The organism is Nonomuraea sp. LP-02, from assembly GCF_036289125.1.
GTDB lineage: Bacteria > Actinomycetota > Actinomycetes > Streptosporangiales > Streptosporangiaceae > Nonomuraea > Nonomuraea bangladeshensis.
In genome coordinates, this window is record NZ_JAXCLK010000001.1 from 7,685,163 (window position 1) to 7,711,057 (window position 25,895).

General features: G+C 72.3%; 21 protein-coding genes. 7 read left to right on the forward strand and 14 right to left on the reverse strand.

Annotated features, from left to right (window positions below):
• Positions 1 to 1,326 (forward strand): PhoH family protein, encoded by a 1,326-nt coding sequence (locus SMD20_RS36095; RefSeq protein WP_329589886.1) that lies wholly within the window; start codon positions 1 to 3, stop codon positions 1,324 to 1,326.
• Here the strand turns inward: SMD20_RS36095 and SMD20_RS36100 are convergent.
• The 3 genes from SMD20_RS36100 to SMD20_RS36110 are packed head-to-tail and all read right to left on the reverse strand — an operon-like array spanning position 1,316 to position 3,928.
• Positions 1,316 to 1,831: a hypothetical protein gene (locus tag SMD20_RS36100; RefSeq protein ID WP_329589887.1), complete on the reverse strand. Its 516-nt coding sequence runs from the start codon at positions 1,829 to 1,831 to the stop codon at positions 1,316 to 1,318. The genes SMD20_RS36095 and SMD20_RS36100 overlap by 11 nt on opposite strands.
• Positions 1,828 to 3,240, reverse strand: coding sequence for a HAMP domain-containing sensor histidine kinase (locus SMD20_RS36105; protein WP_329589889.1), 1,413 nt, complete (start codon positions 3,238 to 3,240; stop codon positions 1,828 to 1,830). Before SMD20_RS36105 ends, SMD20_RS36100 begins: the two co-directional genes overlap by 4 nt.
• Before the next feature lie 13 nt (positions 3,241 to 3,253).
• Positions 3,254 to 3,928, reverse strand: coding sequence for a response regulator transcription factor (locus SMD20_RS36110; RefSeq protein ID WP_026214755.1), 675 nt, complete (start codon positions 3,926 to 3,928; stop codon positions 3,254 to 3,256).
• A gap of 376 nt (positions 3,929 to 4,304) precedes the next feature.
• Between SMD20_RS36110 and SMD20_RS36115 the strand changes: the two genes are divergently transcribed.
• Both SMD20_RS36115 and SMD20_RS36120 read left to right on the forward strand, forming a co-directional pair.
• Positions 4,305 to 4,916, forward strand: a complete 612-nt coding sequence (locus SMD20_RS36115; RefSeq protein WP_329592796.1) for a lytic transglycosylase domain-containing protein — start codon at positions 4,305 to 4,307, stop codon at positions 4,914 to 4,916.
• Positions 4,917 to 5,009: 93 nt separating this feature from the next.
• Positions 5,010 to 7,007 carry a glycosyltransferase family 2 protein gene (locus tag SMD20_RS36120; protein WP_329589892.1) on the forward strand — a complete coding sequence of 666 codons (1,998 nt, stop codon included), beginning with the start codon at positions 5,010 to 5,012 and terminating at the stop codon, positions 7,005 to 7,007.
• On the opposite strand, the gene SMD20_RS36125 is transcribed toward SMD20_RS36120, so the two are convergent.
• Genes SMD20_RS36125 through SMD20_RS36145 form a run of 5 tightly spaced genes read right to left on the reverse strand, consistent with a single transcriptional unit; the run spans position 7,000 to position 13,090 of the window.
• Positions 7,000 to 8,154: an alpha/beta hydrolase family protein gene (locus SMD20_RS36125; protein ID WP_329589895.1), complete on the reverse strand. Its 1,155-nt coding sequence runs from the start codon at positions 8,152 to 8,154 to the stop codon at positions 7,000 to 7,002. The genes SMD20_RS36120 and SMD20_RS36125 overlap by 8 nt on opposite strands.
• Positions 8,154 to 9,152: an alpha/beta fold hydrolase gene (locus SMD20_RS36130; RefSeq protein WP_329589897.1), complete on the reverse strand. Its 999-nt coding sequence runs from the start codon at positions 9,150 to 9,152 to the stop codon at positions 8,154 to 8,156. Before SMD20_RS36130 ends, SMD20_RS36125 begins: the two co-directional genes overlap by 1 nt.
• Positions 9,149 to 10,423, reverse strand: a complete 1,275-nt coding sequence (locus SMD20_RS36135; protein ID WP_329589898.1) for an MFS transporter — start codon at positions 10,421 to 10,423, stop codon at positions 9,149 to 9,151. The genes SMD20_RS36130 and SMD20_RS36135 overlap by 4 nt, the downstream gene beginning before the upstream one ends.
• Positions 10,424 to 10,454: 31 nt before the next feature.
• A complete protein-coding gene (locus SMD20_RS36140) occupies positions 10,455 to 12,353 on the reverse strand; it encodes a helix-turn-helix domain-containing protein (protein ID WP_329589900.1) in 1,899 nt (632 codons plus the stop codon).
• A complete protein-coding gene (locus tag SMD20_RS36145) occupies positions 12,338 to 13,090 on the reverse strand; it encodes a 3-hydroxybutyrate dehydrogenase (RefSeq protein WP_329589901.1) in 753 nt (250 codons plus the stop codon). Before SMD20_RS36145 ends, SMD20_RS36140 begins: the two co-directional genes overlap by 16 nt.
• Positions 13,091 to 13,330: 240 nt before the next feature.
• Here SMD20_RS36145 and trpD point away from each other — a divergent pair, with 240 nt between their 5' ends.
• Complete coding sequence (gene trpD, locus SMD20_RS36150; RefSeq protein ID WP_329589903.1) at positions 13,331 to 14,425, forward strand: anthranilate phosphoribosyltransferase; 1,095 nt, start codon at positions 13,331 to 13,333, stop codon at positions 14,423 to 14,425.
• Here the strand turns inward: trpD and SMD20_RS36155 are convergent.
• Genes SMD20_RS36155 through SMD20_RS36165 form a run of 3 tightly spaced genes read right to left on the reverse strand, consistent with a single transcriptional unit; the run spans position 14,422 to position 18,689 of the window.
• Positions 14,422 to 15,810, reverse strand: a complete 1,389-nt coding sequence (locus SMD20_RS36155) for a class II fumarate hydratase (RefSeq protein WP_329589905.1) — start codon at positions 15,808 to 15,810, stop codon at positions 14,422 to 14,424. The genes trpD and SMD20_RS36155 overlap by 4 nt on opposite strands.
• 30 nt (positions 15,811 to 15,840) lie before the next feature.
• Entirely contained in the window at positions 15,841 to 17,517 is a 1,677-nt protein-coding gene (locus SMD20_RS36160) for a serine/threonine-protein kinase (RefSeq protein WP_329589906.1), read from the reverse strand.
• A gap of 35 nt (positions 17,518 to 17,552) precedes the next feature.
• A complete protein-coding gene (locus SMD20_RS36165; protein WP_329589908.1) occupies positions 17,553 to 18,689 on the reverse strand; it encodes a serine/threonine-protein kinase in 1,137 nt (378 codons plus the stop codon).
• Positions 18,690 to 19,261: 572 nt separating this feature from the next.
• On the opposite strand from SMD20_RS36165, the gene SMD20_RS36170 reads away from it, so the two are divergent.
• Complete coding sequence (locus tag SMD20_RS36170) at positions 19,262 to 19,456, forward strand: DUF5999 family protein (RefSeq protein ID WP_091087100.1); 195 nt, start codon at positions 19,262 to 19,264, stop codon at positions 19,454 to 19,456.
• A 51-nt stretch (positions 19,457 to 19,507) separates the two neighbouring features.
• Here SMD20_RS36170 and SMD20_RS36175 read toward each other — a convergent pair whose 3' ends face one another.
• Both SMD20_RS36175 and SMD20_RS36180 read right to left on the reverse strand, forming a co-directional pair.
• Entirely contained in the window at positions 19,508 to 21,160 is a 1,653-nt protein-coding gene (locus SMD20_RS36175) for a fumarate hydratase (protein WP_329589911.1), read from the reverse strand.
• A 26-nt stretch (positions 21,161 to 21,186) separates the two neighbouring features.
• Positions 21,187 to 22,065: a DMT family transporter gene (locus SMD20_RS36180; protein ID WP_329589913.1), complete on the reverse strand. Its 879-nt coding sequence runs from the start codon at positions 22,063 to 22,065 to the stop codon at positions 21,187 to 21,189.
• A gap of 68 nt (positions 22,066 to 22,133) precedes the next feature.
• On the opposite strand from SMD20_RS36180, the gene pdxR reads away from it, so the two are divergent.
• Positions 22,134 to 23,669: a MocR-like pyridoxine biosynthesis transcription factor PdxR gene (gene pdxR, locus SMD20_RS36185; RefSeq protein ID WP_329589915.1), complete on the forward strand. Its 1,536-nt coding sequence runs from the start codon at positions 22,134 to 22,136 to the stop codon at positions 23,667 to 23,669.
• A gap of 31 nt (positions 23,670 to 23,700) precedes the next feature.
• Positions 23,701 to 24,648 (forward strand): Gfo/Idh/MocA family protein, encoded by a 948-nt coding sequence (locus SMD20_RS36190; RefSeq protein WP_329589917.1) that lies wholly within the window; start codon positions 23,701 to 23,703, stop codon positions 24,646 to 24,648.
• Here the strand turns inward: SMD20_RS36190 and SMD20_RS36195 are convergent, their stop codons facing one another.
• The gene (locus SMD20_RS36195; RefSeq protein WP_329589919.1) at positions 24,649 to 25,806 is read right to left on the reverse strand and encodes an MFS transporter; all 1,158 of its coding nucleotides are present in this window, start codon (positions 25,804 to 25,806) and stop codon (positions 24,649 to 24,651) included.
• Positions 25,807 to 25,895: the final 89 nt, after the last annotated feature.

The following is a 25,895-nucleotide window of genomic DNA, read 5'->3' on the forward strand; positions in this document are numbered from 1 at the left end:
GTGGCAGTGTCCTCGAGCAACCCTACGACCCAGCCGGCCAAGCGCACCTACGTGCTCGACACCTCGGTGCTGCTGGCCGACCCGGCGGCCCTGACCCGCTTCGCCGAGCACGACGTGGTCCTGCCGATCGTCGTGATCACCGAGCTGGAAGGCAAGCGGCATCACCCAGAGCTCGGCTATTTCGCGAGGCAGGCCCTGCGCTACCTCGACGAGCTGCGGATCAGGCACGGCAGGCTCGACGAGCCCATGCCGACGCCGACTGGGGACGGCACACTCAGGGTTGAGCTCAATCACAGCGACCCGTCCATCTTGCCGGTCGGATTCCGCCTCGGCGACAACGACACGCGCATCCTCACGGTGGCCCGTCACCTGGCCGCCGAGGGTTGTGACGTCGTGCTGGTCTCCAAGGACCTGCCCATGCGGGTCAAGGCGGCCTCGATCGGCCTGACCGCGGAGGAATACCGCGCCGAGCTGGTGCACGAGTCGGGCTGGACCGGGATGGCCGAGATCCAGGTCACCGCCGAGGACGTCGAAACGCTCTTCGAGCACGGTACGGCCGAGGTGGAGGAGGCCAGGGAGCTGCCGACCCACACCGGCCTGCGGCTGCTGTCGGCCAAGGGCTCGGCGCTCGGCCGGGTGCTCCCCGACAAGTCGGTACGTCTGGTGCGCGGCGACCGCGAGGTGTTCGGCCTGCACGGCCGCTCCGCCGAGCAGCGCATCGCGCTCGACCTGCTGATGGACCCGGAGATCGGCATCATCTCGCTGGGCGGCCGGGCCGGCACCGGCAAGTCGGCGCTCGCGCTGTGCGCGGGCCTGGAGGCCGTGCTGGAGCGCCGCCAGCACCGCAAGGTGGTCGTCTTCCGTCCGCTCTACGCGGTCGGCGGCCAGGAGCTCGGCTACCTGCCGGGCACCGAGGGCGAGAAGATGGGCCCGTGGGCGCAGGCGGTCTACGACACGCTGGGCGCGGTCACCACGCCCGAGGTGATCGACGAGGTGCTGGACCGGGGCATGCTGGAGGTGCTTCCGCTCACGCACATCCGCGGCCGTTCGCTCCACGACGCGTTCGTCATCGTGGACGAGGCCCAGTCGCTGGAGCGCGGGGTGCTGCTCACGGTGCTGAGCCGGATCGGCGCCAACTCCCGCGTGGTGCTCACCCACGACATCGCCCAGCGCGACAATCTGCGGGTCGGGCGGCACGACGGCGTGGTGGCGGTGGTGGAGAAGCTCAAGGGGCATCCGCTGTTCGCCCACGTCACGCTGACCCGCTCCGAGCGCTCGCCGATCGCCGCGCTGGTCACCGAGATGCTGGAGGACATCACGATGTAGCGCTGCGGAGATCGCCGCAGGTGTACCGCCCCTCGTCCATCGGGGGGCGGTTCTCGTTGTCACGGACGATCTTGACCTGCTCGTACGCGGCGTCCTGCTGCGCCGTACAGACGATCTGCGCCTTGCCGAGGTCGCTCAGCGTGCCCGCGCCCCTGATGTAGACGGTCAGCGTCAGCGTGCGCGGGAGCTGCATCTCGTCGCGCTGCACGGGGTTGAGCGAGTCCTTGGTCCGCAGGTACGTGAACCCGCGCAGCGCCGTCTCCCGGTCGCCGAGCGGCTGCCCGGACGCCGCGAACAGAGCCCCGAGCAGGCTCTCCACCGTGTCGTCCCCGACGTCGGCGGGCTCCAGCGTGAGCTTGCCGTCCCTGATGAGGAAGATCGTCTTGGACGGCGGCGGGATGCTGATGGTCGGCGCGTTGCCGCGTTCCTGCACGTCGGTGGGGGAGATGCCGCAGGCGGCCGGCAGGACGCAGGCGAGCAGCGCGAGGACGGCTCTGACTCTCATGTGTGCGGCAGCCAGACGGTGAAGAGGGTGCCGGGCTCCTGCGCGCGGACCGAGATGGTGCCGCCGTGCAGGTGCACGTTCGCGCGGGCGATGGCGAGGCCGAGGCCGCTGCCCTGGCTGCGCGCCCGGCCCGCGCCGGCCTTGAAGAAGCGGTCGAAGACGTGCGGCAGCGCCTCGCGCGGGATGCCCCTGCCGTGGTCGCGCACCCTGATCTCCAGCCCGTTCTCGGTGCTGCGGGCGCCGACCACCACCGGCGGGCCGCCGTGCTTGAGCGCGTTGCCGACGAGGTTGGCCACGATCACGTCGAACCTCCTCGGGTCGAGGTTGGCGGTCAGCCCCTGGGAGGCGTTCACCTTGACCTGCTCGCTCCAGCCGCGGGTTCCCAGGCAGTCGTCGATGGCGTCGGCCACGTTGACCGGCTCCAGGTTGAGCGTGGCGGTGCCGGCGTCGAAGCGGCTGATCTCGATGAGGTGCTCGACCAGCTCGCGCAGGCGCTCGATCTCCCCGAGCACCAGCCGGACGGCCTCCGCGGGCGCGTCGGGCAGCCGGCTGGCCTCCTCCGACAGCACGTCGGCCACGGCCGTCATGGCGGTCAGCGGCGTACGCAGCTCGTGCGAGACGTCGGCCACGAACCGGCGGGACATGGCCTCCAGCGAGCGCAGCTCGGACACGCTCAGCTCCAGCGCCGCGGCGGCGTCGTTGAACCTGGCGGTCAGCCCGGCCAGCTCGTCCTGGCCGTGGACCGGCAGGCGGGTGTCCAGCCGGCCCTCGCCGAGCGCCTGGGCGGCGGCGCTCAGCCGGCGCACCGGCAGCAGCACCTGGCGGGCCGAGAACAGCGCCACGACGAGGGCGATGAGCACGATCGCGATGCCGCCCTGGAACAGCCTGGCGCGCAGGGTGTCGAGCTGACTGACGTCGGCGCGCATGGGGAAGAAGACGAAGGCGCGCAGGCCGGTGGCCTCGGGCACGCCGTTCGTGGCGCGGTGGACCTCGGTGCCGACGATGAGCCACAGCTCGCCCCTGATCACCCGGCGCTGGGTGACGACGCTCTGCTTGGCCCGGCCGTAGAGCTCGTTGGGGACGTCGCGGAGGTTCATCGGGCCGGTGACGGAGACCAGGTCGCCGTACTCGACCACGACGCTCCTGCCGGGGGCGCTCATGGTCTGGGCCAGGCGGTTCAGCTCCTTGCTCGTGGCCGCGGCCTCGCCCGGCCGCGGCCGGCCCACGGGGAAGTCGACGCCGCCCAGCTCCCGTACGACGAGGTCCATGGAGGTCCGCTCGGTCCTGGTCACCAGGGCGGTCTTGGCCAGCTCGAAGCCGATCGTGGCCACGAGCATGGACGCGGTGACGGCGACCAGCGTGAACGTGATGACGAGCCGGGCGCGCAGTCCGGTGGGAAGAGGGATCACGGAAGCAACCGGGTCACGGAGGGCTGAAGCGGTAGCCGAAGCCGCGCACGGTGTGGATGAACACCGGCTCGGCGGGCTTCGGCTCGATCTTGGCCCGGATGCGCTGCACGCAGGCGTCCACGAGCCGGGAGTCGGCGATGTGCGTGTGGTCCCAGACCGCCCGCAGCAGGTAGCGGCGGTTGAGCACCTGCCCGGGGTGGCGGACGAGCTCCAGCAGCAGCCGCAGCTCGGTGGGCGTCAGGTGGATCTCCTTGCCGGCCAGGGTGACCTTGAGCGCGCCCCGGTCGATGACGAGGTCGCCGAAGGTGATGCGGTCGGAGGCGGCGGACTCGGCGCGGCGCAGGATGGCCCTGATACGCGCGTCCAGCACGCGGGGCTCGACCGGCTTGACCACGTAGTCGTCGGCGCCGGCCTCCAGGCCGACCACGATGTCCAGGTCGTCGCCGCGGGCCGTGAGCAGGATGACGGGGAGCTGGTCGAGCTTGCGCACCCGGCGGCAGACCTCGATGCCGTCGATGCCGGGGAGCATGACGTCGAGGATGGCGATCTCGGGGCGGCGGGCCCTGATGTGGTCGAGTGCCTCCTCGCCGGTCGCGTACGACGTCACCGAGTGCCCCTGCCGGGTCAGCGCCAGCTCAAGTGCGGTGCGGACCGAGGGGTCGTCTTCGACGAGGAGAATGCCTGCCACGCGCACATTATCGTTCCATGTCCTGTATAGCCGGGTTGTGTCACCAAACTGTGACGTCGTGTTGAAGGCATCGGGAAGAAGGACAGAAACCCTGAAAGTGGCTTCCCTTCGGTCAACGGGGGCACGAAGGGGAGTCTCCATAGTGTGACAAAAATCACAGAATCCCGAAATAGCACGCTAACGTGCTGGTTAGCCAAGGGAACATCAAGCGATTACCGCGTTTCGGTTGCGCGGCACCCCCCAGGACAGGGCAAGCTCATGGATCGTGAGCCCCGGTCCGCGTTTGAGTCAGCGCCCCCAGACAACCGATGTCCCCTCGGCACGCCGGTCGTCGCGGCGCGTCAAGCCCAAGACCATCGTCATCACCGTCGTCTCCCTGGCGGTCGTGGGCGGCGGCGGCACCTTCATCGCCATGCGCGCGATCGACAACGCGAGCAAGCCCGTCACCCCCGCGTTCACGATGGAGGACATGGGCAAGCTGGCCAGCGGCAACCTCTCGGCTCCCGACCCCGAGACCGACGCGCTCAAGGCCGCGGCCGAGCAGGCCTACCGGGCCGCGCAGCTCAAGAAGAACCGCGACGGCGCCGACGACCACAAGGACGAGCTGTCCTGGGTGGTGCCCAAGCAGGCCCCCGGCGGCGACGGCTTCCCCGCCCAGAACTTCCCGCCCGGCACCAACCCCTCGCCCGGCAGCAACAAGGCCACCGCCAAGGCCATGCTCGCCTCGTTCGGCTTCGGCGCCGACCAGTGGGGCTGCCTGGAGTCGCTCTGGACCAAGGAGAGCGGCTGGAACGAGCGGGCCATGAACCGCTACTCCGGCGCGTACGGCATCCCCCAGTCGCTGCCCGGCAGCAAGATGGCGAGCGCGGGCGCCGACTGGCAGACCAACGCCGCCACCCAGATCAAGTGGGGCCTCGGCTACATCAAGGGCCGCTACGGCACGCCCTGCGGCGCCTGGGGTCACTCGCAGCGCGTCGGCTGGTACTGAACCTCCCAGGGGGACGCCCGGCCAGGTCAACTTTCCTTCTGCAATCGGCAAGCCACCGCGCCCTGACGGCGGGGCGGGGCACAGGCTGGCCACATGGGTGTGAAGGTCAGTGTGATCGTCAATGTCCACAATCCGGGTGACACCGCGGACGCGTGCATCCGCTCCGCCTTGGAGCAGTCGATGCCCACGGGCGACGTCGAAGTGCTGCTCGTGGACGACGGATCCACGGACGGGACCGCGGAACGCCTGGACGCCATCGCCGTGACCCGCCCGAACGTCCGGGCACTCCACCTGCCCTGCACCGGCTCGCCCGCACGGGGCCGCAACGTGGGGCTGGCCGCCGCCCGGGGTGACTACGTCTTCTTCCTCGACCAGGGCGACCGCCTGGAACGCGACGCCCTCGCCCGCATGCATGAGCGGGCCGTCGAGACCGACGCGGACGTGCTGATCGGCCGCCTGGTGCGCGACTCCGGCCCGCCGATGATCGCCTTCAACCGCAGCACCAGCCGCGCCGACATCCTGCGCGACCGGCTGCTCAGCGTGCTCGGCCCGCAGCAGCTCTACCGCCGGGCCTTCCTGGAGGAGCACGACCTCGGCTTCTCGATGACCGGCGGACGGCTGGCCGAGCAGGCGTTCGTCATGCGGGCGTACCTGCGCGCCAAGGTGATCGCGGTGCTCGCCGAGCACGTCTGCTGCCACCTCGGCGAACGGCCCCGGCTGGAGGAGGAGCCGCACGCCATGGCGCAGGAACTGCGGGCGCTGCTGAACGACGTCGACGCCTACGCCGGCGAGGGCCGCCAGCGCGACCGCATGTACGCCTACTGGTTCCGCTACGCCGTCCTGCGGCCGCTGCTGACCAGCAGGTTCGCCGACTCCTCCGTGGACCGGGGCCGGCACTTCCGCATCGTGCAGCAGCTCGTGAAGGAGCGTTTCCCCGAGAAGCTGGACCGCCACCTGCCCGTCCAGCTCCGTGCGGTGGCCGCGTTCGTCAGGACGGGCCGCCTGGACCAGATCGTGCTGCTGTCCGCCTCGACCCGCCGCGGCGGCCTGCTCTCGGAGCTGACCGAGGTGCGTTGGGACGCGCACGTCCTGGTGCTCGGGCTCACCGTCGAGGTCAAGGACGGCGACGGCCGGCCTGACCGCTACCGCGTGGACGGCCCCCGCCTGCACTGGGTGCCGCCGCGCTCCATCGACCCCAAACTGCTGCACGCCGGCGTCACCAACGTGAGCGACGCCGTCGAGCGGGCCCGCATCGAGGTCTACGTACGCCACGCCGAGACCGGCGACATCTACTTCCTGCCCCTCGCCCAGCGCGTCGAGGTGGTCCAGGAGGGCCGCCGCAGGGCCCGCGTGCAGATCAGGGCCGAGGCCAGGATCGACGTGACCAGCGCCGCGTTCGGCGAGCCGCTGCTGCCCGGCCAGTGGGAGCTGCACGTGCGCATGTACGGCGGCGCCAACCAGGCGAGAAGCCGGGTGCGCAGGGGAGAGGGCCCGCTCAACTGCCTCGGCGTGCTCGCCCAGCGGCCCCGCATGCGGCTCGTCGTGCCCTGCTGGACCGACCAGGGGGAGCTCGGGCTCGCCGTCGAGCCGCGCTCGTTCGCCGAGTCGATCGCGCTGGTGTCGCCGGGGGCCGAGGTCAAGCAGCTCGACGGGCACGCCTACGTCGTGCTGCCGGTGCCGTACGTGCCGCCGAGCGGCGGCCCGCCGCTGGAGCTGGTGCTGCACAGCACCGGCCACGGCCGCGAGCGCGAGGTGAGCGCCCCGGCCCTCGCCGAGGCCGGGCTGCCCGGCAAGATCGCCGGGCAGCTCGTGGCCAAGGTGCCGGTGCGCCGCATGTGGCCGGCCCCCGACCACCTCTGCCGCGGCGACTGGATGGCGTCGCTGCGCTCGGCCGAGGAGGAGATCGGGCTGCGCTTCGCGCTGAGCGTACGGCGCGGACGGGTGCAGGTGCGCCCGGCCGCCGCCGTGGACCCGCGCCGGCCCTCGCCCCTCGGCAGGGACACCGCGCTGCACCGGCTCGGCCGGCGCCTGCCCGGCGTCCGGCACGTGGTGCGCCTGGCGCGCGCGGGCCGGCACCGCTATCTCACCTGACCCACCCCTCCAGCTCCTCGAACGCGCTCCTGAAGACGGGCAGCATCGGCTTGAGCCGGTCGGGGTAGAGATCCACCAGGCTGTCCAGGTGGTTGCCGCCCTCGACCCGGTGATAGCGGAACGGCCGGTGCGGCCCGACCATCCGGGCGTAGACGTCGGAGCTGCGGGAGATCGGCAGCAGCGTGTCGAGCGTCCCGTGGACCGTGATGAGCGGCTTGGTGATCCGGCCGGTCAGCGCGATCTTGGCGACGGCCCCGTACGGCTTGCGCGCGTCGTAGTCGTAGTCCGCGGGTGCGCCCTGGTAGGACGGGTCCAGCTCCTTCTGGTAGAGCTCCTGGGTGAGCTCCCAGTAGTACTGCCGGTGGAAGGGCCACAGGAACTCCGACCCGGCCGCGAACCCGGCCGCCCGCACCCCGGCCTCGTCCGGGTACGCCTTCAGCGCCGGCGGCAGGACGTTCAGCAGGTTGTCGCCCTTGAGCCGCCAGAGCGTGCCCTCCCAGTCCACGCCGCCGTCGTAGAGGTGGCCGCGGTTCTCCAGCTGCCACCTGACGAGGTAGCCGCCGTTGGAGATGCCGGCCGCGAACGTGCGGGCCGGCTGCCGGCCGTACCGCTGGCGGACCACGGCCTTGGCGGCCACGGCGAGCTGGGTGACGCGGTGGTTCCACTCGGCGATGGCGTCGCCCGGCGCGCGCCCGTCCTCGTGGAAGGTGATGCCGACGTTGCCCTTGTCGGTGGCGGCGAAGGCGTAGCCCTTGGACAGCACCCAGTCGGAGATCGTGTAGTCGTTGGCGTACTGCTCCCGGTTGCCCGGGGTGCCGCTGACGACCAGGCCGCCGTTCCAGCGGTCGGGCAGCCTGATCACGAACTGGGAGTCGTGGTTCCAGCCGTGCGTGGCGTTGCCGGTGGAGGTGTCGGGGAAGTAGCCGTCGATCTGCGTGCCTGGCACGCCGGTCGGGTTGACCGTGGCGGCCGAGTGCAGCCCGGCCCAGTCGGCCGGATCGGTGTGGCCGCTGGCCACGGTGCCGGCGGTGGTGAGGTCGGCCAGGCGGGCGACCACCTGCTTCTCCGCGCCCGGCACCGCGATCTGCTGGTGCTGCTGCTGTACGGGCGTCAGCAGGCTCGCGACGAGGGTGAGGGCGACCAGCATCACGCCTCGCCCAGGTGGGCGGCCAGGAGCCGGCCGAACTCGGCGGGGTGCTCCAGGTGCGGGCTGTGGCCGCACTCGGCGATGACGGCCTCGCGGTAGGCGCCGTAGCGCTCCAGCACTGCCCGCGTCTGCGTCACCATCGGCTGGGCGGGCGTGCCGGGGGAGCCGGGCACGACGCCGAGCGCGCCGAGGTGGGCCAGGTCGAACAGGGACGTGTCGGAGACGATGATGTCGTCGGCGCCCCTGATCCACAGGATGGGCGGCTTGGGGTCGATCTCCGGCAGGTCGTCCAGCCGGAAGTAGGTGGGGGACATGGTGTTGAGCACGCCGGTCTTGCCGGGGGCCACGTTCGGCCAGGCGTCGGAGGCGACCAGGTCGCCCGGGTAGTGGGCCTCGCCCACGCGGGTGGTCAGCATGGCGCGGACGTAGAAGTCCTCGTCGGGGACCGGGTGCTTGACGTAGGAGGAGCGGAAGACGCTGCGCGGCGAGGTGGGCGACTCGTCCGACAGGTCGCCGGACTGGAGGCGGGCCACGAAGTCGGGGTTCGCGCCGCCGGCGCCCGCGCCCGCGCCGTCGGGGTGCGTGATCCGGCCGTCCACGCCCTCGGTGCCGCCGAAGCCGTACGGGGAGACCGGGTTGACCAGCGTGACGCTCCGCACCACGCCAGGACGGTCGCGCAGGGCCTGCATCACCACGCCGCCGCCCATGCTCCAGCCGACCAGGTGGACCGGCGCCAGATCCATGGTCTCGACCAGCTCGAGCACGTCGTCGGAGTAGTCGCGCAGGCCGCGGGTGGCGTCCACCGGGGCCGGCTCGGTGTCGCCGAAGCCGCGCAGGTCCACGGCGAGCGGGCGGTAGCGGCCGGGCAGCGCCGCCATCTGGTCACGCCAGAACGCGGCCGAGGAGACGTTGCCGTGGACGAACAGCACGGGCTCGCCGCCGTCCCTGCCCTCGACGGTCAGGACGTTCTGGGTGAGCCGGGGAGTGGTGACCTTCATCGCGTGTGGATCCTTTCGGCCAGGTCGCGGCCCTGGGTCTCCCGGGCGGCGTAGACCGCGCCCAGCGTGAGGACCGCGGCCAGCCCGAGGTAGAGAGAGATGGGAAGGCTACTGGAGTACTCGCGCAGCAGGGCCACCGCGATGATGGGCGCGAGCGCGCCCGCCACGATGGCCGAGAGCTGAGCGCCGATCGACACGCCGGTGTAGCGCATCCGGGTGCCGAACAGCTCGGAGAAGAAGGCCGCTTGGGGGCCGTACATCATGCCGTGGAACAGCAGGCCGACGATGACCGCGACGGTGATCGCCAGGAAGTTGCCGGTGTCCACCAGCGGGAAGAACGCGAAGATCCACAGCCCGATGCCGGCCGCTCCGGCCAGGTAGATCGGGCGGCGGCCGACCCGGTCCGACAGCGCGCCCCACATCGGGATCGTCACGAAGTGCACCGCCGAGGCGATGAGCACCGCGCCCAGCACGGTCGAGTTGTCGACGCCCGCGGTCTTGGCGTAGGTGATGACGAAGACGGTGAGCAGGTAGAAGGAGATGTTCTCGGCCAGGCGGGCGCCGATGGCGACGAGCACGTCCTTCCAGTGGTGGCGCAGCACGCCCACGATGGGTGCCCGCTCCTCCGGCGCCGACTCCTGGAAGACCGGCGACTCGCTGATCGACAGCCGGATCCACAGGCCGATCAGCACGAGCACGCCCGACAGCAGGAACGGCACCCGCCACCCCCACGCCAGGAACGTCTCCTCCGGCTGCCAGGCGGCCAGCGCCGCCAGCACGCCGGTGGCCAGCAGGTTGCCGCCCGGCGCGCCGGCCTGCGGCCAGGAGGCCCAGAAGCCGCGGCGGGCGTCGTCGCCGTGCTCGGAGACGATGAGCACCGCGCCGCCCCACTCGCCGCCGAGCGCGAAGCCCTGCACCAGGCGCAGCGCGGTCAGCACCAGCGCGGCGGACGGGCCGAGCGTCTCGTACGTCGGCAGGCAGCCGATGAGGAACGTCGCCGTCCCCATCATCAGCAGGCTGACGACCAGCAGGGTCTTGCGGCCCACCCGGTCGCCGAAGTGGCCGAAGACCAGGCCGCCGAGCGGCCGGGCGACGAACCCGACGGCGTAGGTGAGGAACGACAGCAGCGTGCCGGTCAGCGGATCGGACTCGGGGAAGAAGAGCTTGTTGAAGACGAGTGCGGCGGCGGAGCCGTAGAGGAAGAAGTCGTACCACTCGATGGTCGTGCCGATGAGGCTGGCGGCGACGATCTTCTTGATGGAAGTGGCCATGCCGGTCACGGTAGGGAGTGACCGACGTCACTCATATGGAGTCAGGGCCCACACTCTGCCCGGTGGATGTGTGGCCGAGCCGGTGCAGGCGGAGGGCGAGCTGGAGTTCGAGTGCCCGCTCGGGCTCCTGCCAGCCGTCGCCGAGCAGCCGGCCGACCCGGTCCAGCCGCTGCGTCACGGTGTTGACGTGGATGTGCAGGGCCTCGGCCGTACGCGACGGCGAGCAGCCCGTGCCGAAGTAGGCGGCCAGCGTGTCGGCCAGCGCGGTGCCGCGCCGGGCGTCGTAGCCGATCACCGCGCCCAGCACCCGGTCCACGAAGCCGCGCACGTCGCGGCCGTCGCCGACGAGCAGCCCGACGAAGCCCAGCTCGGCCGCGCTCGCGCCGTCGCCGGCCCGGCCGAGCGCGATCAGCGCCTCGGCGCACCGCCGCGCCTCCTGGTAGGCGGCCGCGTAGGGGGCGGCCTCCTCCGGCGGCGCGAGGGCCGCGAGGGCCGCGCCGGCCGTCGCGGGCGCGCCCAGGGACGCGCTCAGCTCGGCGGCCACCCGCCCGGCCAGCGCTCCCGGCCGTTCGCCCGGCAGCAGCAGCACGACCTCGTCGCCCCGCCCCGCCGCGAGCCCGTGCCGGATCGCCGCCTGCGAGGACGCCCAGAACGCCGCCCGCTCCCGCTGCCCGCCGTGCTTGACCACGACGACGACGTGCGGCGCTCCCAGGTCCACGCCGAGCCTTCTGGCCCGGTCGGCGAGGCCAGGGGAGTCCGGGCGGGCGATGAGGTCGTCCAGCAGCTCGCCGCGTACCCGGCCCTCGGCCTCGGCCACGCTCCGCCGGAACAGCAGCAGCAGCGCGCACACCAGTGCGGCCCGCTCCAGGATGCGCTCGTCGGCGTCGTCGCTGCGCAGCACGAGCGTGCACAGCGGCTCGCCGCCGACGTCCACGGACGCCACCAGCAGCTCCCCGCGCCGCACCGTGCGGCCGAGCGCCCGCGACGCCTGCGCGGCCTCGAACACCCCCGCGTCCAGCTCGCCCACGTCGCCCGTGAGCGGGCGCCCCAGGTCGTCGAGGACCGCGAGCGCGCCGCCCAGCACCTCCGTCACCACGGCCGCGACGTCCTCGATGCCGCCGCCGCGCAGCACCAGCGAGGTCATCCGGTCGTGCGCCAGCGCCGCCCGCTCCACCGCCTCGCCGCGCGCCCGCGCGGTGCGGTGCGCCCGCGACAGCTCCTCCAGCGCGTTCCTGGTCTCCTGGAGCAGCCGCGCGTTGTCGATCGCCACCGCCGCGTGCGCGGCGAGGCTCGCCAGCAGCGCCACCTCCTCCTGGTGGAACGGCCGCGCGCTGCGGTTGGCGGCCATCAGCACGCCGATCACCCGCTGCCCCAGCCGCAGCGGCACGCCGAGGATCGCGACCAGGCCCTCCTCCTTGACGGCCTCGTCGATGTGGCCCTCGTGGCGGAAGCGCGGGTCGGCGAAGTAGTCGGCGGTCGCGTACGGCGTCGCCGTCTGCGCCACCAGCCCGCCGAGGCCCGCGCCCATCGCCAGGCGCAGCGCCCGGAACTTCGCCGAGATCGACCCGTCGGTGACCCGCATGTACGTGTCGCCCCGCTCGGGGTCGTGCAGGGTCATGTACGCGATGTCGGTCGCGAGGAGCTGCCTGGCCCGGTGCACGATCGCCTCCAGGACGGCGTCCAGGTCGCGCAGGGCGGCGAGGTCGCCGGCGGTGTCGTACAGGGCCGACAGCTCGGCCTCGCGCCGGGCCCGCCGCCTGAGCAGCGCGCGCACCTTCAGCGCCTCGATCTTGGCCTGCTCCAGCTCCTCGATCTCGGCCGCGTCGGCCCCCCGGGCCCGCGCCTCGACGATCGGGCCCTCGAACTCCACCGCCGACGCCTCGCGCGCCAGCAGCTCCAGATAGCGGCGGGACATCAGTGGGCGGTCCACCCCCCGTCCATGGGAAGGGAGACGCCGGTGATGAAGGAGCCGCTGGGGCCGCACAGGTAGGCGACCAGCTCGGCCACCTCCTCCGGCTCGATCAGGCGCTTGACCGCCGCGGGCGCCAGCATGATCGTCTCCACGACCTCCTCGGGCGCGATCCCGTGCACCCGCGCCTGGTCGGCGATCTGCGCCTCCACCAGCGGCGTGCGCACGTACGCGGGGCACACGCAGGTCGAGGTCACCCCGTGGGCGGCCCCCTCCAGGGCCACGACCTTGGAGAAGCCCTCCATCGCGTGCTTGGCCGTGGTGTACGCCGACTTGTACGGCGAGGCCCGCAGCCCGTGCACGGACGAGATGTTGACGAACCTGCCCCAGCCGCGCTCGTACATGCCGGGCAGCACCCGCCGCGCGATGAGGAACGGCGCCTCCACCATGACCCGCAGCATGGCCGAGAAGACCTCGGGCGGGAACTCCTCGATCGGCGCCACGTGCTGGAACCCGGCGTTGTTCACCACGATGTCGACCGGCTCGTCCGGCAGCGCCGCGACGAACCCGGGATCGGCCAGATCAGCCACCACGGCCACGCCGCCCACCTCGGCGGCCACCTTCTCGGCGGGCTCGGCCCGCAGGTCCGCGACCAGCACGCGGGCGCCGGCGGCGGCCAGCCGCCGGGCGCAGGCCGCCCCGATGCCGCTGCCCGCCCCCGTCACCAGCGCGGTCCGCCCAGTCAGCTCCTTCGCCATACTCCGCACCCTAGGCGCTCCCTGGACCGGCCAGCATGGGGGCCGACGACATAGATGCGCGCTGCGCTATGTGGATCACTCCGTCTGATATGTTGGGCGGCATGATCGCGTATGCGCAGCAGTGGTGGCCCGCCTCCTAGGCGGACCTCCGAGCGCACACGCACCCGGCCGCCTCGACGAGGCGGCCACCGGCATGTCGCACGCGCCCCCGTCGAGCACTTCACGAAAGGGGCGCTTCCCGTGACCAGCACCGCAGCCGACGTCGCACCCGGCACCACTCCCGCCTCCGCCAAAGAGGTCACGAAGACCTGGGCCGAGCTGCTGTCCCTGCTCCTCGACAAGGTGTCGCTCACCTCGCGCCAGACCGCATGGGTGATGGAGCAGATCATGTCGGGCCGGGCCACGGACGCCCAGATCGCCGCGTTCGCGGTCGCGCTGCGGGCCAAGGGCGAGAGCGTCGAGGAGGTCTCCGGGCTGGCCGACGGCATGCTGACCCGCTCGGCGGCGATCCGCGTCTCCGGCGACCCCGTCGACCTCGTCGGCACCGGCGGCGACCGGGCCAACACCGTCAACATCTCCACCATGGCCGCCATCGTGGCCGCCGCCGCGGGCGTCAAGGTCGTCAAGCACGGCGGCCGGGCCGCGAGCTCCGCATCCGGCGCCGCCGACGTGCTGGAGGAGCTGGGCGTGGTCATCGACCTGCCGCCCGCCGCCGTCGTCCACATCGCCGAGGAGCTCGGGATCACGTTCTGCTTCGCGCCCGTGTTCAACCCGGCGCTGCGGCGCACCTCCGGGCCGCGCCGCGAGCTGGGCGTGCCCACGGTGTTCAACTTCCTGGGCCCGCTCACCAACCCCGCCCTGCCGCCCGCGCAGGCGGTCGGGGTCTACCATCAGCGGATGGCGCCCGTCATCGCCGGCGTGCTGGCCGCGCGGGGCGGCTCGGCGCTCGTCTTCCGCGGCCACGACGGGCTCGACGAGCTCACCACCTCCGGCCCCTCGACCATCTGGGTCGTCCGGCTCGGCTCGGTCACCCGCACCGCCTTCGACCCCGCCGAGCTCGGCATCGCCCGCGCCCACCCCGACGACCTGCGTGGCGGCGACGCCCGGCACAACGCCGCCGTCGCGCGGGCCGTGCTCGCCGGCGAGCGCGGCCCGGTGCGCGACATCGTCCTGCTCAACGCCGCCGCCGCCGTGGTCGCCGCCGAGGGTGCGCCGCGCGCGAACGAGCTCGTGCCCGCCCTCGCCGGCGCCTACAAGCGGGCCGCCGACGCCGTGGACTCCGGCGCCGCGCTCTCCCTGCTCACCCGCTGGGGCCACGCGACCCGTACGGCCTAACCCGGCCGGGTCATCGACAGCAAGTCGAGCGCGGCGTCGAGCTGCTCCTCGGTCAGGGTGCCGGCGGCCACGTGGCCGCGCTCGACGACCACCTCACGGATGGTCTTGCGCTCCGCCAGGGCCTGCTTGGCGATCTTCGCGGCCTCCTCGTAGCCGACGTACCTGTTGAGCGGGGTGACGATCGACGGGGACGACTCGGCGTACTCGCGCAGGCGCTCGGCGTTCGCCGTGATGCCGGTGACGCAGCGGTCGGCGAGCAGGCGGGAGACGTTCGCCAGCAGCCGGATCGACTCCAGGACGTTGCGGGCGATCACCGGGAGCTGCACGTTCAGCTCGAAGCTCCCGGACGCCCCGGCGAACGTGATCGCCGCGTCGTTGCCGATCACCTGGGCCGCGACCATGGCCGTGGCCTCGGGGATCACCGGGTTCACCTTGCCCGGCATGATCGACGAGCCGGGCTGCAGGTCGGGCAGGTTGATCTCGCCCAGCCCCGCGCGGGGGCCCGAGCCCATCCAGCGGAGGTCGTTGGCGATCTTGTTGAGGGACACCGCCACCACCTTGAGCTGCCCGGACAGCTCCACGATGGAGTCCTGCGCGCTCTGCGCCTCGAAGTGGTCCGCCGCCTCGGTGAACGGGATGCCGGTCGCCTCGCGCAGCTTGGCGATGGCCGCCTTCGCGAACCCCGGCGGCGTGTTGATGCCCGTGCCCACGGCGGTGCCGCCCAGGGGCAGCTCAAGCACGCGGTCCATCGCGGCGGTCACGCGTACGACGCCGTGCTCGACCTGGGTGGCGTAGCCGCCGAACTCCTGGCCCAGCGTCACCGGCGTGGCGTCCATCAAGTGGGTGCGCCCCGACTTCACCACGCCCGCGAACTCGGCCTCCTTCGCCCGCAGCGCCTCCGCCAGGTGACGCAGCGACGGGATCAGGTGGAAGGTCACCTCGGTGGCCGCCGCCACGTGGATCGAGGTCGGGAAGACGTCGTTGGACGACTGGGAGGCGTTCACATGGTCGTTCGGATGGACCGGGCGGCCCAGCCGCTCCTCGGCCAGGGTGGCGATCACCTCGTTGGCGTTCATGTTGGACGAGGTGCCTGAGCCGGTCTGGAAGACGTCGATCGGGAAATGGTCGTCGTGCTCGTTGTCGGCCACGTCGGCCGCCGCCTGCGCGATCGCCTCTGCCAGGTCCTCGGCGATCACGCCCAGCTCGCCGTTGACCTCGGCGGCGACCGCCTTGACCAGGCCCAGCGCGGCGATGTGGGACGGCTCCAGAGGCCGCCCCGACACCGGGAAGTTCTCCACCGCCCGCTGGGTCTGGGCGCGCCACCTGGCCCCCGCCGGCACGCGTACCTCGCCCATGGAGTCATGCTCGATACGGAACTCGCTCATGACTCCCACTCTTACCCGAGAGGGCCGGGGTCAGCTGCTGAAGAGGGCCACGATGAGGACGGCGATGACGACGGCGGCCGCGGCGGCCACCGCCATGAGCACGAGCATCCCGTTGCGGTTGCCCGTCTGCTTCTGCTCCGCCGGACCGGCGATGGAGAACAGGTCCGTGCCGAGGCCCTGGCCCTCGAAGGGGACCTGCGGCCCGCCCTGCTGGGGGCCGAAGTGCGGGGGCTGCTGCTGCGGGGGAGCCTGGTTGGGGGCCGTGTCGGGCTGCCTGCCCGACGGGGGGTTGGCCGGGGGATAGACCTGCTGGCCGGGCGAGCCGATCGGCGACTGGATGCGCATCGTGTTGATCGAGCCCTCGTCGGCCGGCTGCTGGGGCGGCGGCGTGGGGAACGGGCCCTTCGGGCGGGCCACGCTGACCGTGCGGTCGGGGTCGAAGCCCTCGCCGGAGGAGTCGAAGGCGTTGCCCGGCGGGCGTTGCGGGCCGGTCGGGGGTCCCGTGCGGGGCCTTTGCGGGGGAGCACCCTGGGGACGGCCCGGAGGCGGGCCTTGCGGGTGGCTCTGCGGGCCCTGCGGGTGGCCGGGGTGGCCCTGGGAGGCGTTCTGCGGCACCGTGGGCGCTTTGGGGCCGGGAACCGATCCTGGCGCGCCCGGCGAGCCTGGGGGCGTCGCGGCGGGGCCCTGAGGACCGGAGAACGGCTGCGGCCGCGGCTCCTGACCCCGCGCGGCCGGCGCCGGCCGCGCGCCGGGCGCCTGTGGCCTGGCGCCGGGCGGCTGCGGCTGCCCGGCCGGCCCCTGCGGGGGGTTCTTGGCGAACGGGTCGGGCAACGCGACCTCCTGAGCCATCAGAGCCTCGGCCGTGATCACCGGCATCTCGCTCGTGGGGGTGTCGGCGACCATGCGGAGCAGGGTCTCCGCCTTGGCGGCGTTGAGCCGCTGCCGGTAGTCCTTGTTGAGCAGGCCGTTCAGCACGGGACGCAGCTGCCCCGCCTGCGTGGGCGGGTCGGCGCTCTCGGTGAGCAGCGCCGCCAGCGTCTCGGCGATCGTGGAGCGCTCGTACGCCGGCCGCCCCTCCACCGCGAAGTACAGCGTGGCCCCGAGCGACCAGATGTCGGACTCGGGCCCGGTGTATTCACCCCTGGCACGTTCCGGGGCGGTGTAGCCCGGGGAGCCGATCACCATGCCCGTCTTGGTGAGCCGCGAGTCGCCCTCGGCCTTGGCGATGCCGAAGTCGGTCAGCACCACCCGGCCGTTCTCGGTGATGAGCACGTTGCCCGGCTTGACGTCGCGGTGCGTGATGTTCTGGGCGTGCGCGGCCCGCAGCGCGCCGAGCAGGTCGACGCCGATCTCGGCCACCAGGCGCGGGGGCAGCGGCCCCTCCTCGTCGATGACCTGCTCCAGCGAGCGGCCCTCGACGAGCTCCATGATGATCCACGGACCGCCGTCGTCGATCAGGACGTCGTGGATCGCGGCCACGGCGGGATGGTTGATCCGTGAGGCGATCCGGCCTTCGCGGACCATGCGTTCGCGCAGTTCGGTCCGCTGTTCTTCGGTGAGCCCCGGGTCATGGCGGATCTCTTTGACCGCCACCTCGCGCCCCAGCGCGCGGTCGCGCGCGCGCCACACCGTGCCCATGGTGCCCCGGCCCAGCGGGGCGATGAGCTCGTAGCGCTCCGCGAGCAGGCGTGTCTGCTGTTCCGGCATACGAAGAAGATATCGATTCTCGCTTGGGAAGTGCTTTACCCTCGCTTGCGAAGTTCTCTTGGCCAGAACCGCCGAGGAAGGCACAACTTTATCACCGTGGCTTTCAGACGGGCATAAGCAGAGAGAGATTCTCCCTGCTCCACACGCTTGCGGTGGACGCCCTCGCCGGGACGCCGTTCCTGCCTGGGGACGCTCACCGGTGCGGAGTTCGTGACGTCGGCCCGGTGCATCCCCCGGTGGGTGGGCCGGCGGGCGAAGGCGGGCGGCGCGATGCCCTGCGCCGATCGTCCCTGCGTGGACCGCCCCTGGGCGGCGCGCGGCGGCCTGCGCGGGGCCAGCGGCTCCTCGGCCGAGCCGCCGGCCGCGACCCTGGCCAGCATGAGCGAGGCGCGCACCGAGTCGAGCCGGGTGTGTGGATCGATCCTGAGCAGGGCGTCGAGCACCGGCGCGAGCGGGCCCGCCTTGGTCATCGGGATCGGCTCGCCGCTCGTCAGCGCGGCCAGCGCCGCCGCCGCCGTACGGCGGCCGTGCAGGCCGCGGCCCTCGACCGCGGTGTAGAGCGTCGCGCCGAGCGACCACAGGTCGCCGGCCGGGCTGGCCTTCGAGCCGAGCACCCGTTCTGGAGCGATGTAACCCGCGGACCCGAGAACGATGCCCGCCTGGGTGATGGAGACGTCACCTTCGAGTGCGGCCAGGCCGAAGTCGGTCAGCACCGCGCGGTCCTCGGTGACGAGCACGTTGCTGGGCTTCACGTCGCGGTGCAGGATGCCCTTGGCGTGCACGGCGCGCAGCGCGCCGAGGATCTGCCGGCCGATCTCGGCGGCCCGGCGCGGCTCCAGCGGGCCCTCCTCCTGGATGAGCTGCTCCAGCGACTTGGCGCGCAGCAGCTCCATGACGATCCAGGGCCGGTCGTCCTCGGTGACGACGTCGAAGACCGTGATGACGGACGGGTGCGCCACCATCGCGGTGGCCCGGCCCTCGCGCTCGGTGCGCGCGCACAGCTCGGCGCGCAACTCCTCGTCGAGCACGGAGGGCAGCCGCACCTCCTTGACCGCGACGTAGCGGTTGAGCAGCTCGTCGTGCGCCCGCCACACGGTGCCCATGCCGCCGCGACCGACCGGCTCCACAAGCCGATAGCGCGCGGCGAGAAGGTAACCGGAGGGCGCACGCATGGCAGGCAGCTTACCTATTTGTGTAAACCGACCAGTAGAGGCGCGGCCGATAAATTGTTGCGAACTTAAGTCAACCTGCCTGACTCGTCACGTCAGCAAACCTGTGCCGGGCCTCTGTCCGAAGGTAGTACGAGTGTCCTCCTGGCGTCGAGACCGCGCGGCCACGGTCTGTGTCGGTCGGCACACTCATCTGCCCAGAAAACGGGCATGATGCTAGAAGGGGACGTTCAGCTCAACCGTCGACCGGCTACCAGGGCAAACAGGGGTCGGTCAGCGAGTTGTAAGGGTGCCGTAAGGGGGCGGGCGCATGGTAAAGCCGACAACAGCGGGCCGTCGCCGGGTCGAACCAGAACGGCGAGCCAGACGACGAGTCCGTGACGCACCGCCGACGGGCACGCGAAGGACGTGAGGACAATGCGCCAGATCCAGATCCGTCGCCGGCCGAGGAAGCCGAGCGCCCCGGCGCTCGACCTTCGCACGCCGTCCGGCCGCCGGCTCCCGTTCTGATCCAGCACCTACGACTCATGACCACCCACGACACCATCGTCGGAGCGCAATCAGAGAGGTGCGCGATGTGCAGTCATTATCCGGTCTGTCCCAGTGCCGACGCGTCTGACCGTGAGGCGTCGCACGTCATCTCGGCCCACCCCGACCAGGGATGGAGCCTGCTCTGCAACGGCGTCGTCCTGTTCGACGACACCGGTCTGCTGCTGCCCGACGGCACCGTGGTGCCGCCGCACCGGGAGCCCATGCGACTCGCCGCCTGACGCCGGTGCCGAGCGGCGAGAACCCCCCACCCGGCACCCCCGGCGCGTCTCTCAGCGGCGGCCGATCGTCAGCACGGGCCCCGTGCGGTCCGTGAAGAAGTCGTCGCCCTTGTCGTCCACGACGATGAAGGCGGGGAAGTCCACCACCTCGATCTTCCACACCGCCTCCATGCCCAGCTCCGGATACTCCAGGACCTCCACCTTCTTGATGCAGTCCTGGGCCAGCCGGGCCGCCGGGCCGCCGATGGAGCCCAGGTAGAAGCCGCCGTACTTCTGGCAGGCCTCGGTGACCTGCTTCGACCTGTTGCCCTTGGCCAGCATCACCATCGAGCCGCCCGCCGCCTGGAAGCGCTCGACGTAGGAGTCCATCCGGCCGGCCGTCGTCGGGCCGAACGAGCCGGAGGCGTACCCCTCGGGCGTCTTCGCCGGGCCCGCGTAGTAGACGGCGTGGTCCTTCAGGTACTGCGGCATCTCGCCGCCGTCGTCCAGCAGCTCAGCGATCTTGGCGTGCGCGATGTCGCGGGCCACGACGAGCGGGCCGGTCAGCGACAGCCGGGTCTTGACCGGATATTTCGTCAGCTCGGCAAGGATCTCGGGCATCGGCCGGTTGAGGTCGATCCGTACGACGTCGTCCGACAGGTGCTCGTCGGTCGTCTCCGGCAGGAACCGCGCCGGGTCGGTCTCCAGCTGCTCCAGGAACACGCCCTCCGGCGTGATCTTGGCGAGGGCCTGGCGGTCGGCCGAGCACGACACCGCGATGGCCACCGGGCAGGACGCCCCGTGCCGCGGCAGGCGGATGACGCGCACGTCGTGGCAGAAGTACTTGCCGCCGAACTGCGCCCCGATGCCCAGCTTCTGCGTCAGCTCGAAGACCTTCGCCTCCATCTCCAGGTCACGGAAGCCGTGCCCGGCGGGCGAGCCCTCGGTCGGGATCGAGTCGAGGTAGCGGGCGCTGGCGTATTTGGCGGTCTTCAGCGCGTACTCGGCCGAGGTGCCGCCCACCACGATCGCCAGGTGGTACGGAGGACACGCAGCCGTGCCGAGCGAGCGGATCTTCTCCTCCAGGAAGGCCATCATGCGCTTCTCGTTGAGCACGGCCTTCGTCTCCTGGTACAGGAACGACTTGTTCGCCGAACCGCCGCCCTTGGCCATGAACAGCAGCTTGTACTCGTCGGGGTGGCCGTGCGGGTCCTCGGCGTACAGCTCGATCTGGGCCGGCAGGTTGGAGCCGGTGTTCTTCTCCTCCCACATGGTCAGCGGGGCCATCTGGGAGTAACGCAGGTTGAGCCGGGTGTAGGCGTCGTACACGCCGCGGGCGATGTGCTCGGCGTCGCTGCCGTCGGTGAGGACGTGCCGGCCGCGCTTGCCCATGACGATGGCGGTGCCGGTGTCCTGGCACATCGGCAGGACGCCGCCGGCCGAGATGGAGGCGTTCTTCAGCAGGTCGAGCGCCACGAAGCGGTCGTTGCCGCTGGACTCGGGGTCCTCGATGATCTTCCTGAGCTGAGCGAGGTGGGAGGCCCGCAGATAGTGGGAGATGTCGTGCACGGCCGTCTCGGTGAGCAGCCGCAGGGCCTCCGGCTCGACCTCGAGGAACGTCCGCCCGGCCGCCTCGACCTTCCGCACCCCCTCCGTCGTGATCAGCCGATATTCGGTGTCATCGGCTCCCAGCGGCAGCAGGTCGGTGTAGTCGAACTCGCCCATGTCCATCCTTTCGTCCGCCCTGTAGATTACGCGCCTCCTCCGGCGGCCCGTACGGGCTCCCTGGCGGGAGCGGGGGCCGTGAGCCCGACGAGGATGCCGGCGATCACCAGCGCGGCCCCCATCAGGTCGTACGCGGAGGGCATGGCGACGCCCAGCACCGCTCCCGTCACGATCGCCCCCACCGGGATGAGCCCGGCGAACAGCCCCGCCGTCCCGGGGCCGAGCCGGGGGAGCGCGCTGTACCAGAGGAAGAAGGCGAGCACCGTGATGACGACCGACATGTAGGCGAAGCCCAGGGTCTCCGGCATCGTCGGCATCCGGAACATCGCCGTGCCCTCGGCCACCAGCCCGACGGCGAGCAGCATCGGGACGGCCAGCGCCGTCGAGTACGCCGACACCCGGATCGCCCCCAGCTTGGGCAGCAGCGGGATGGCCAGCAGGGAGAAGGCGACCTCGCCGGCCAGGGCGCCGAGCGACCAGAGGAGGGCGGGCAGGTTGCCGCTGCCGAGCCCGGTGGCGAGGGTGGCGCCGGACACCACGACCGCCGCGCCGGCCAGCAGCCGTGGCGAGGGACGGCCCTCGGCCAGGGCCAGCCACAGCGGCACGGTGCCGAGCACGGTGCCGACCAGGGCGGGGCCCGCGGCGCGGGTGGCCTCGATGACGCACACGTTGAACAGGACCAGGCCGAGCAGGGTGAGCAGGCCGAGGTACAGCGTCTCGCGTCCGGTCAGGCGGACGAACCGCAGGCCGAGCGGGCGGGTGATGAGGAGCAGGATGGCGGCCGCGACGAGGTACCGGACCGCCTGGCCGCCGTACAGCGGGTACGCGCCGACGAGGCCGGAGACGCCGGCCAGCGTGCCGACCAGGAACATGGCGGACGAGGCGCCGAGGATGCCGGGTTTCATGCGAAGGATGCTAGAAAGACATTGGTTCCCGTAAACAGTCCAATGCCCTGACAGAAGACAGGACCAATGTGGCCGACCTTCATATACAGATAAATCGGGAAAATGGTGGGATAGCGGGGCAAATTGCCTCCGAGTTGCGGGACGCCATCCGGGGCGGGCGGCTCGCGCCCGGCACCCGGCTGCCCGCCACCCGCGACCTCGCCACCGACCTCCAGGTGTCCAGGGGGGTGGTGGTGGAGGCGTACGAGCAGCTCGTCGCCGAGGGGTTCCTGGTGTCGCGGGTCGGCGCGGGCACCCGAGTCGCCCCGAGAACTCCCACCGGCCCCGAGCCCGCCCCGGCCCCCGAGCCCGCCTCGGTCCCCGCGCCCGCCCCGGCCCTCTCGCCCCAGCCCGCCCCGCCCCACAAGCGCCGGCTTGCCCCGGCCCACAAGCCCCAGCCCGCCCCGGTCCATGACGCCTCGCCCGCCGCCGCCCGGCGCGACCCGGGTGCCGCCGGCTCCCGCCGGAGTTACTACGGGCACCGCCCCACCTCGCCCGATCTCGCCCATTTCCCCCGGCAGCGCTGGCTCGCCGCCGTACGCCACGTCCTGACCACCGTGCCGTCCGACGCCCTCGACTACGGCGACCCCGGCGGCGTGCCCGAGCTGCGCGAGGAGCTGGCCGGCTACCTGCGCCGGGTCCGGGCGGCCGACGTGCGCCCGGAGAACCTGGTCGTCGTCGGCGGCGTCGCCCAGGGCCTCAGCCTGGTGGTGCACGTCCTGAGCAGGGAGCGCGACCTGCGCCTCGCCGTGGAGGACCCGACGAGCCTCGGCCAGGTCCCGTTGCTGCGGCGGGCGGGCGCCCGGCTCGTGCCGGTGCCGGTGGACGAGGAGGGCCTGGACGTACGGCGGCTGACGGGCGAGGCGGCCCTGGTCACCCCCGCGCACCAGTTCCCGACCGGCGTGGTCCTGTCCCCGTCGCGCCGCGCCGCGCTCGTGGAGTGGGCGCACGCCGGCGACCGGTTCGTCCTGGAGGACGACTACGACGCCGAGTTCCGTTTCGACCGCGACCCGGTCGGCTGCCTGCAGGGTTTCGCCCCGGACCGGGTGGTCCTGTCCGGCAGCGTGAGCAAGGCGCTGGCCCCCGGGCTGCGTCTCGGCTGGGTGGCCGCGCCGCCCGAGCTGGCCGAGGCGGTCCGGCGGGCGCGCGGCGAGCTGGACCTCGGCTCCCCGGTCGTCGACCAGTACGCGCTCGCGCACTTCCTGCGTACCGGCGGCTACGACCGGCATCTGCGGCGCATGCGGAGGGAGTACCGCCGCCGCAGGGACGCCCTGGTCGCGGCGCTGTCCGAGGAGCTGCCCCAGGTGCGGGTCAAGGGCATCGAGGCGGGGCTGCACGTGTACCTGGAGCTCCCGGACGGCTGGACCGAGCAGGAAGTGGTGCGCGCGGCGCGCGAGCTCGGGCTGTCGGCCGAGCCGGTGGGGCCGATGCGGGAGTTCGCGGGCCCGGCGGCCGTGGTGGTGGGGTTCGCGCGGCTGCCCGCGCACCAGGCGGCGGAGGTCGTCCATGGATTGAAGGTCCGAATGTCAGGACAAAAAATTGACCGAGGCGGACGCCTCGCCTAGAAAGAAAGCACATCGCGTCACTGGAGCCGCCATGCGTGTGGGACTGCTGGGCCTCGGCCGGATCGGCGCCTTCCACGCCGCCACCCTGGCCGCGCATCCGCTGGTGGACGAGCTGATCGTCGCCGATCCCGTGCGCAGCACGCCGTACGGCGAGCCCGGCGACCCGTTCGACGTGGACGCCGTCGTCATCGCCACCCCCACCAGCACCCACGCCGACCTGATTCTCAGGGCGTGCGCCCGGGGCATCCCGGTCTTCTGCGAGAAGCCGGCGGCCGGCACGGTGGCCGAGACGCTGAAGGTGCTGGAGGCGGCCGAGGGTCACCGGGTGCAGATCGGTTTCCAGCGCAGGTTCGACCCCGGGTACGCGGCGGCGCGGGCGGCGCTGCGCGCGGGGGAGCTGGGGGAGCTGCACCGCGTCCACCTGGTGACGGCCGACCCCGCGCCGCCGCCGGCCTCGTACCTGCCGTTGTCCGGCGGGATCTTCCGCGACTGCCACGTCCACGACTTCGACGCGCTGCGCTGGGTGACCGGCCGCGAGGTGGTCTCGGTGTTCGCGTCCGGGGCCAACCGGGGGGCCGCGTTCTTCGCCGAGGCCGGCGACGTCGACACCAGCACGGCGCTGCTCACGCTGGACGACGGCACGCTCGCCACCCTCCAGGGCTCCCGCTACAACGGGGCCGGCTACGACGTGCGCATGGAGCTGGCCGGCACCCGCCGCACCCAGGTGGTCGGCCTCGGCCCGCGCGCGCCGCTCCGCACCGTCGAGGGCCTGCCGGACCCCGAGGAGCCCTGGCCGGACTTCGTCACCCGTTTCGAGCACGCCTACCGCAGCGAGATCGACGCCTTCCTGACCGGCGCCCCGAACCCCTGCACCATCCTGGACGCCCTCTGCGCCCTGTACGTCGCCGAGGCCGCCGACCTGTCGCTCCGCGAGAGGCGTCCCGTCGAGCTGGCCGAGGTCATCCGCCCCGGCCCGTGATCAGGCGGCGGCCGGGGTCCTGGGCTGGAAGGCGGGCGCCAGCAGGAAGATCGCGGCCGCCAGCACCAGCGGCGCCGCGTACGCCACCCGGTAGTTCGCCGCCTCCGCGATGCCGCCGATCATGGCCGCGCCGAGGATGAAGCCGATGTAGTTGAAGAGGTTGACCCGGGCGATGGCCACGCCGGTGCCGGCCGGGTCGAGCTTGCCCGCCGCCGAGAACGACTGCGGCCCGACGACCGCGAGCCCCACCCCGGTCAGGCCGAACGCGACGATGCCGAGCACCTGGTTCTGCGCGAGGACCACGCCGAGGAAGCCGGCCGTGGCGATCACCGCGCCGATGCGGACGATGGCGGCGGGCCCGTAGCGGCGGGCCGCGACGTCGCCGCCGAGCCGGACGGCCAGCGTCGTGGCCTGGTAGGCGGCGTACGCCAGCGGGATGACGCTCGCGCTCGCGTGCAGCTCGTTCTTCATCAGGACGGTGTTGAAGTTGGAGACCGCGGCGTCGCCGATGTAGAGGAAGGCCATGGCCAGGCAGAGCGGGATGAGCGGCCGCCACGGGAGCGAGCCGCCGAGGGGCGAGACCTCGCTCTCCGGCTGCTCCTCCTCCTTCGTGCACAGGCGGGGCCCGGCGTAGAGCGAGCCGGCCACGACGACGACCATGGGGATCGCCATGATCCAGTGCAGCGGCAGCCCGGAGGCGGCCGACGCCCACAGCGCCCCGGCGAGGCTGAGCACGCTCCACACGCAGTGGAAGCCGTTCAGCACCTGGATGCCGTAGCGGCGTTCGACCGCGACGCCCTGCATGTTCATGCCCGCGTCCACGGCGCCGACCGACACCCCGAACACCAGCAGCACCGGTATCAGCAGCGGCACGTTCGGCGCGAGCCCGGCGAGGACCACGGCGACGGCGACCGCCGGCTGGGCGACGCGCAGCAGAGGTCTGCTGCCGTGCCGGGCGGCGTACGTCCCGGCCGCCATGCTGCCGACGCCCGCGAACACCGGCACGATGAGCAGCAGCAGGGTCAGCGTGCCGTCGTCGATGCCATGCTTGGTCTGCAGGTTCGCGACCTGGACCAGCAGCGAGGCGAAGGACAGCCCTTGGAGGGCGAAGACGGCGGACGTGGCCACACGGGCCTGGCGGTCGCGCGGGGACGGCACGGCGGCCTCCTGATGTTGATTGGGGGGAGATCAAACGTGAGGCGGAGTCAGGTTAGCCGCACGTCAGGGGGTCACGCCAGAAGCAGATC

Coding starts and splice junctions, on each gene's coding strand:
- SMD20_RS36160 (WP_329589906.1), bottom strand. CDS start 17,517: ATGCCGGAACAGCAGACACGCCTGCTCGCGGAGCGCTACGAGCTCATC.
- SMD20_RS36155 (WP_329589905.1), bottom strand. CDS start 15,810: ATGAGCGAGTTCCGTATCGAGCATGACTCCATGGGCGAGGTACGCGTG.
- SMD20_RS36170 (WP_091087100.1), top strand. CDS start 19,262: ATGTGCAGTCATTATCCGGTCTGTCCCAGTGCCGACGCGTCTGACCGT.
- SMD20_RS36145 (WP_329589901.1), bottom strand. CDS start 13,090: ATGGCGAAGGAGCTGACTGGGCGGACCGCGCTGGTGACGGGGGCGGGC.
- SMD20_RS36125 (WP_329589895.1), bottom strand. CDS start 8,154: ATGCTGGTCGCCCTCACCCTCGTCGCGAGCCTGCTGACGCCCGTACAG.
- SMD20_RS36180 (WP_329589913.1), bottom strand. CDS start 22,065: ATGAAACCCGGCATCCTCGGCGCCTCGTCCGCCATGTTCCTGGTCGGC.
- SMD20_RS36135 (WP_329589898.1), bottom strand. CDS start 10,423: ATGGCCACTTCCATCAAGAAGATCGTCGCCGCCAGCCTCATCGGCACG.
- SMD20_RS36130 (WP_329589897.1), bottom strand. CDS start 9,152: ATGAAGGTCACCACTCCCCGGCTCACCCAGAACGTCCTGACCGTCGAG.
- SMD20_RS36175 (WP_329589911.1), bottom strand. CDS start 21,160: ATGGGCGAGTTCGACTACACCGACCTGCTGCCGCTGGGAGCCGATGAC.
- SMD20_RS36120 (WP_329589892.1), top strand. CDS start 5,010: ATGGGTGTGAAGGTCAGTGTGATCGTCAATGTCCACAATCCGGGTGAC.
- SMD20_RS36165 (WP_329589908.1), bottom strand. CDS start 18,689: ATGCGTGCGCCCTCCGGTTACCTTCTCGCCGCGCGCTATCGGCTTGTG.
- SMD20_RS36190 (WP_329589917.1), top strand. CDS start 23,701: ATGCGTGTGGGACTGCTGGGCCTCGGCCGGATCGGCGCCTTCCACGCC.
- SMD20_RS36100 (WP_329589887.1), bottom strand. CDS start 1,831: ATGAGAGTCAGAGCCGTCCTCGCGCTGCTCGCCTGCGTCCTGCCGGCC.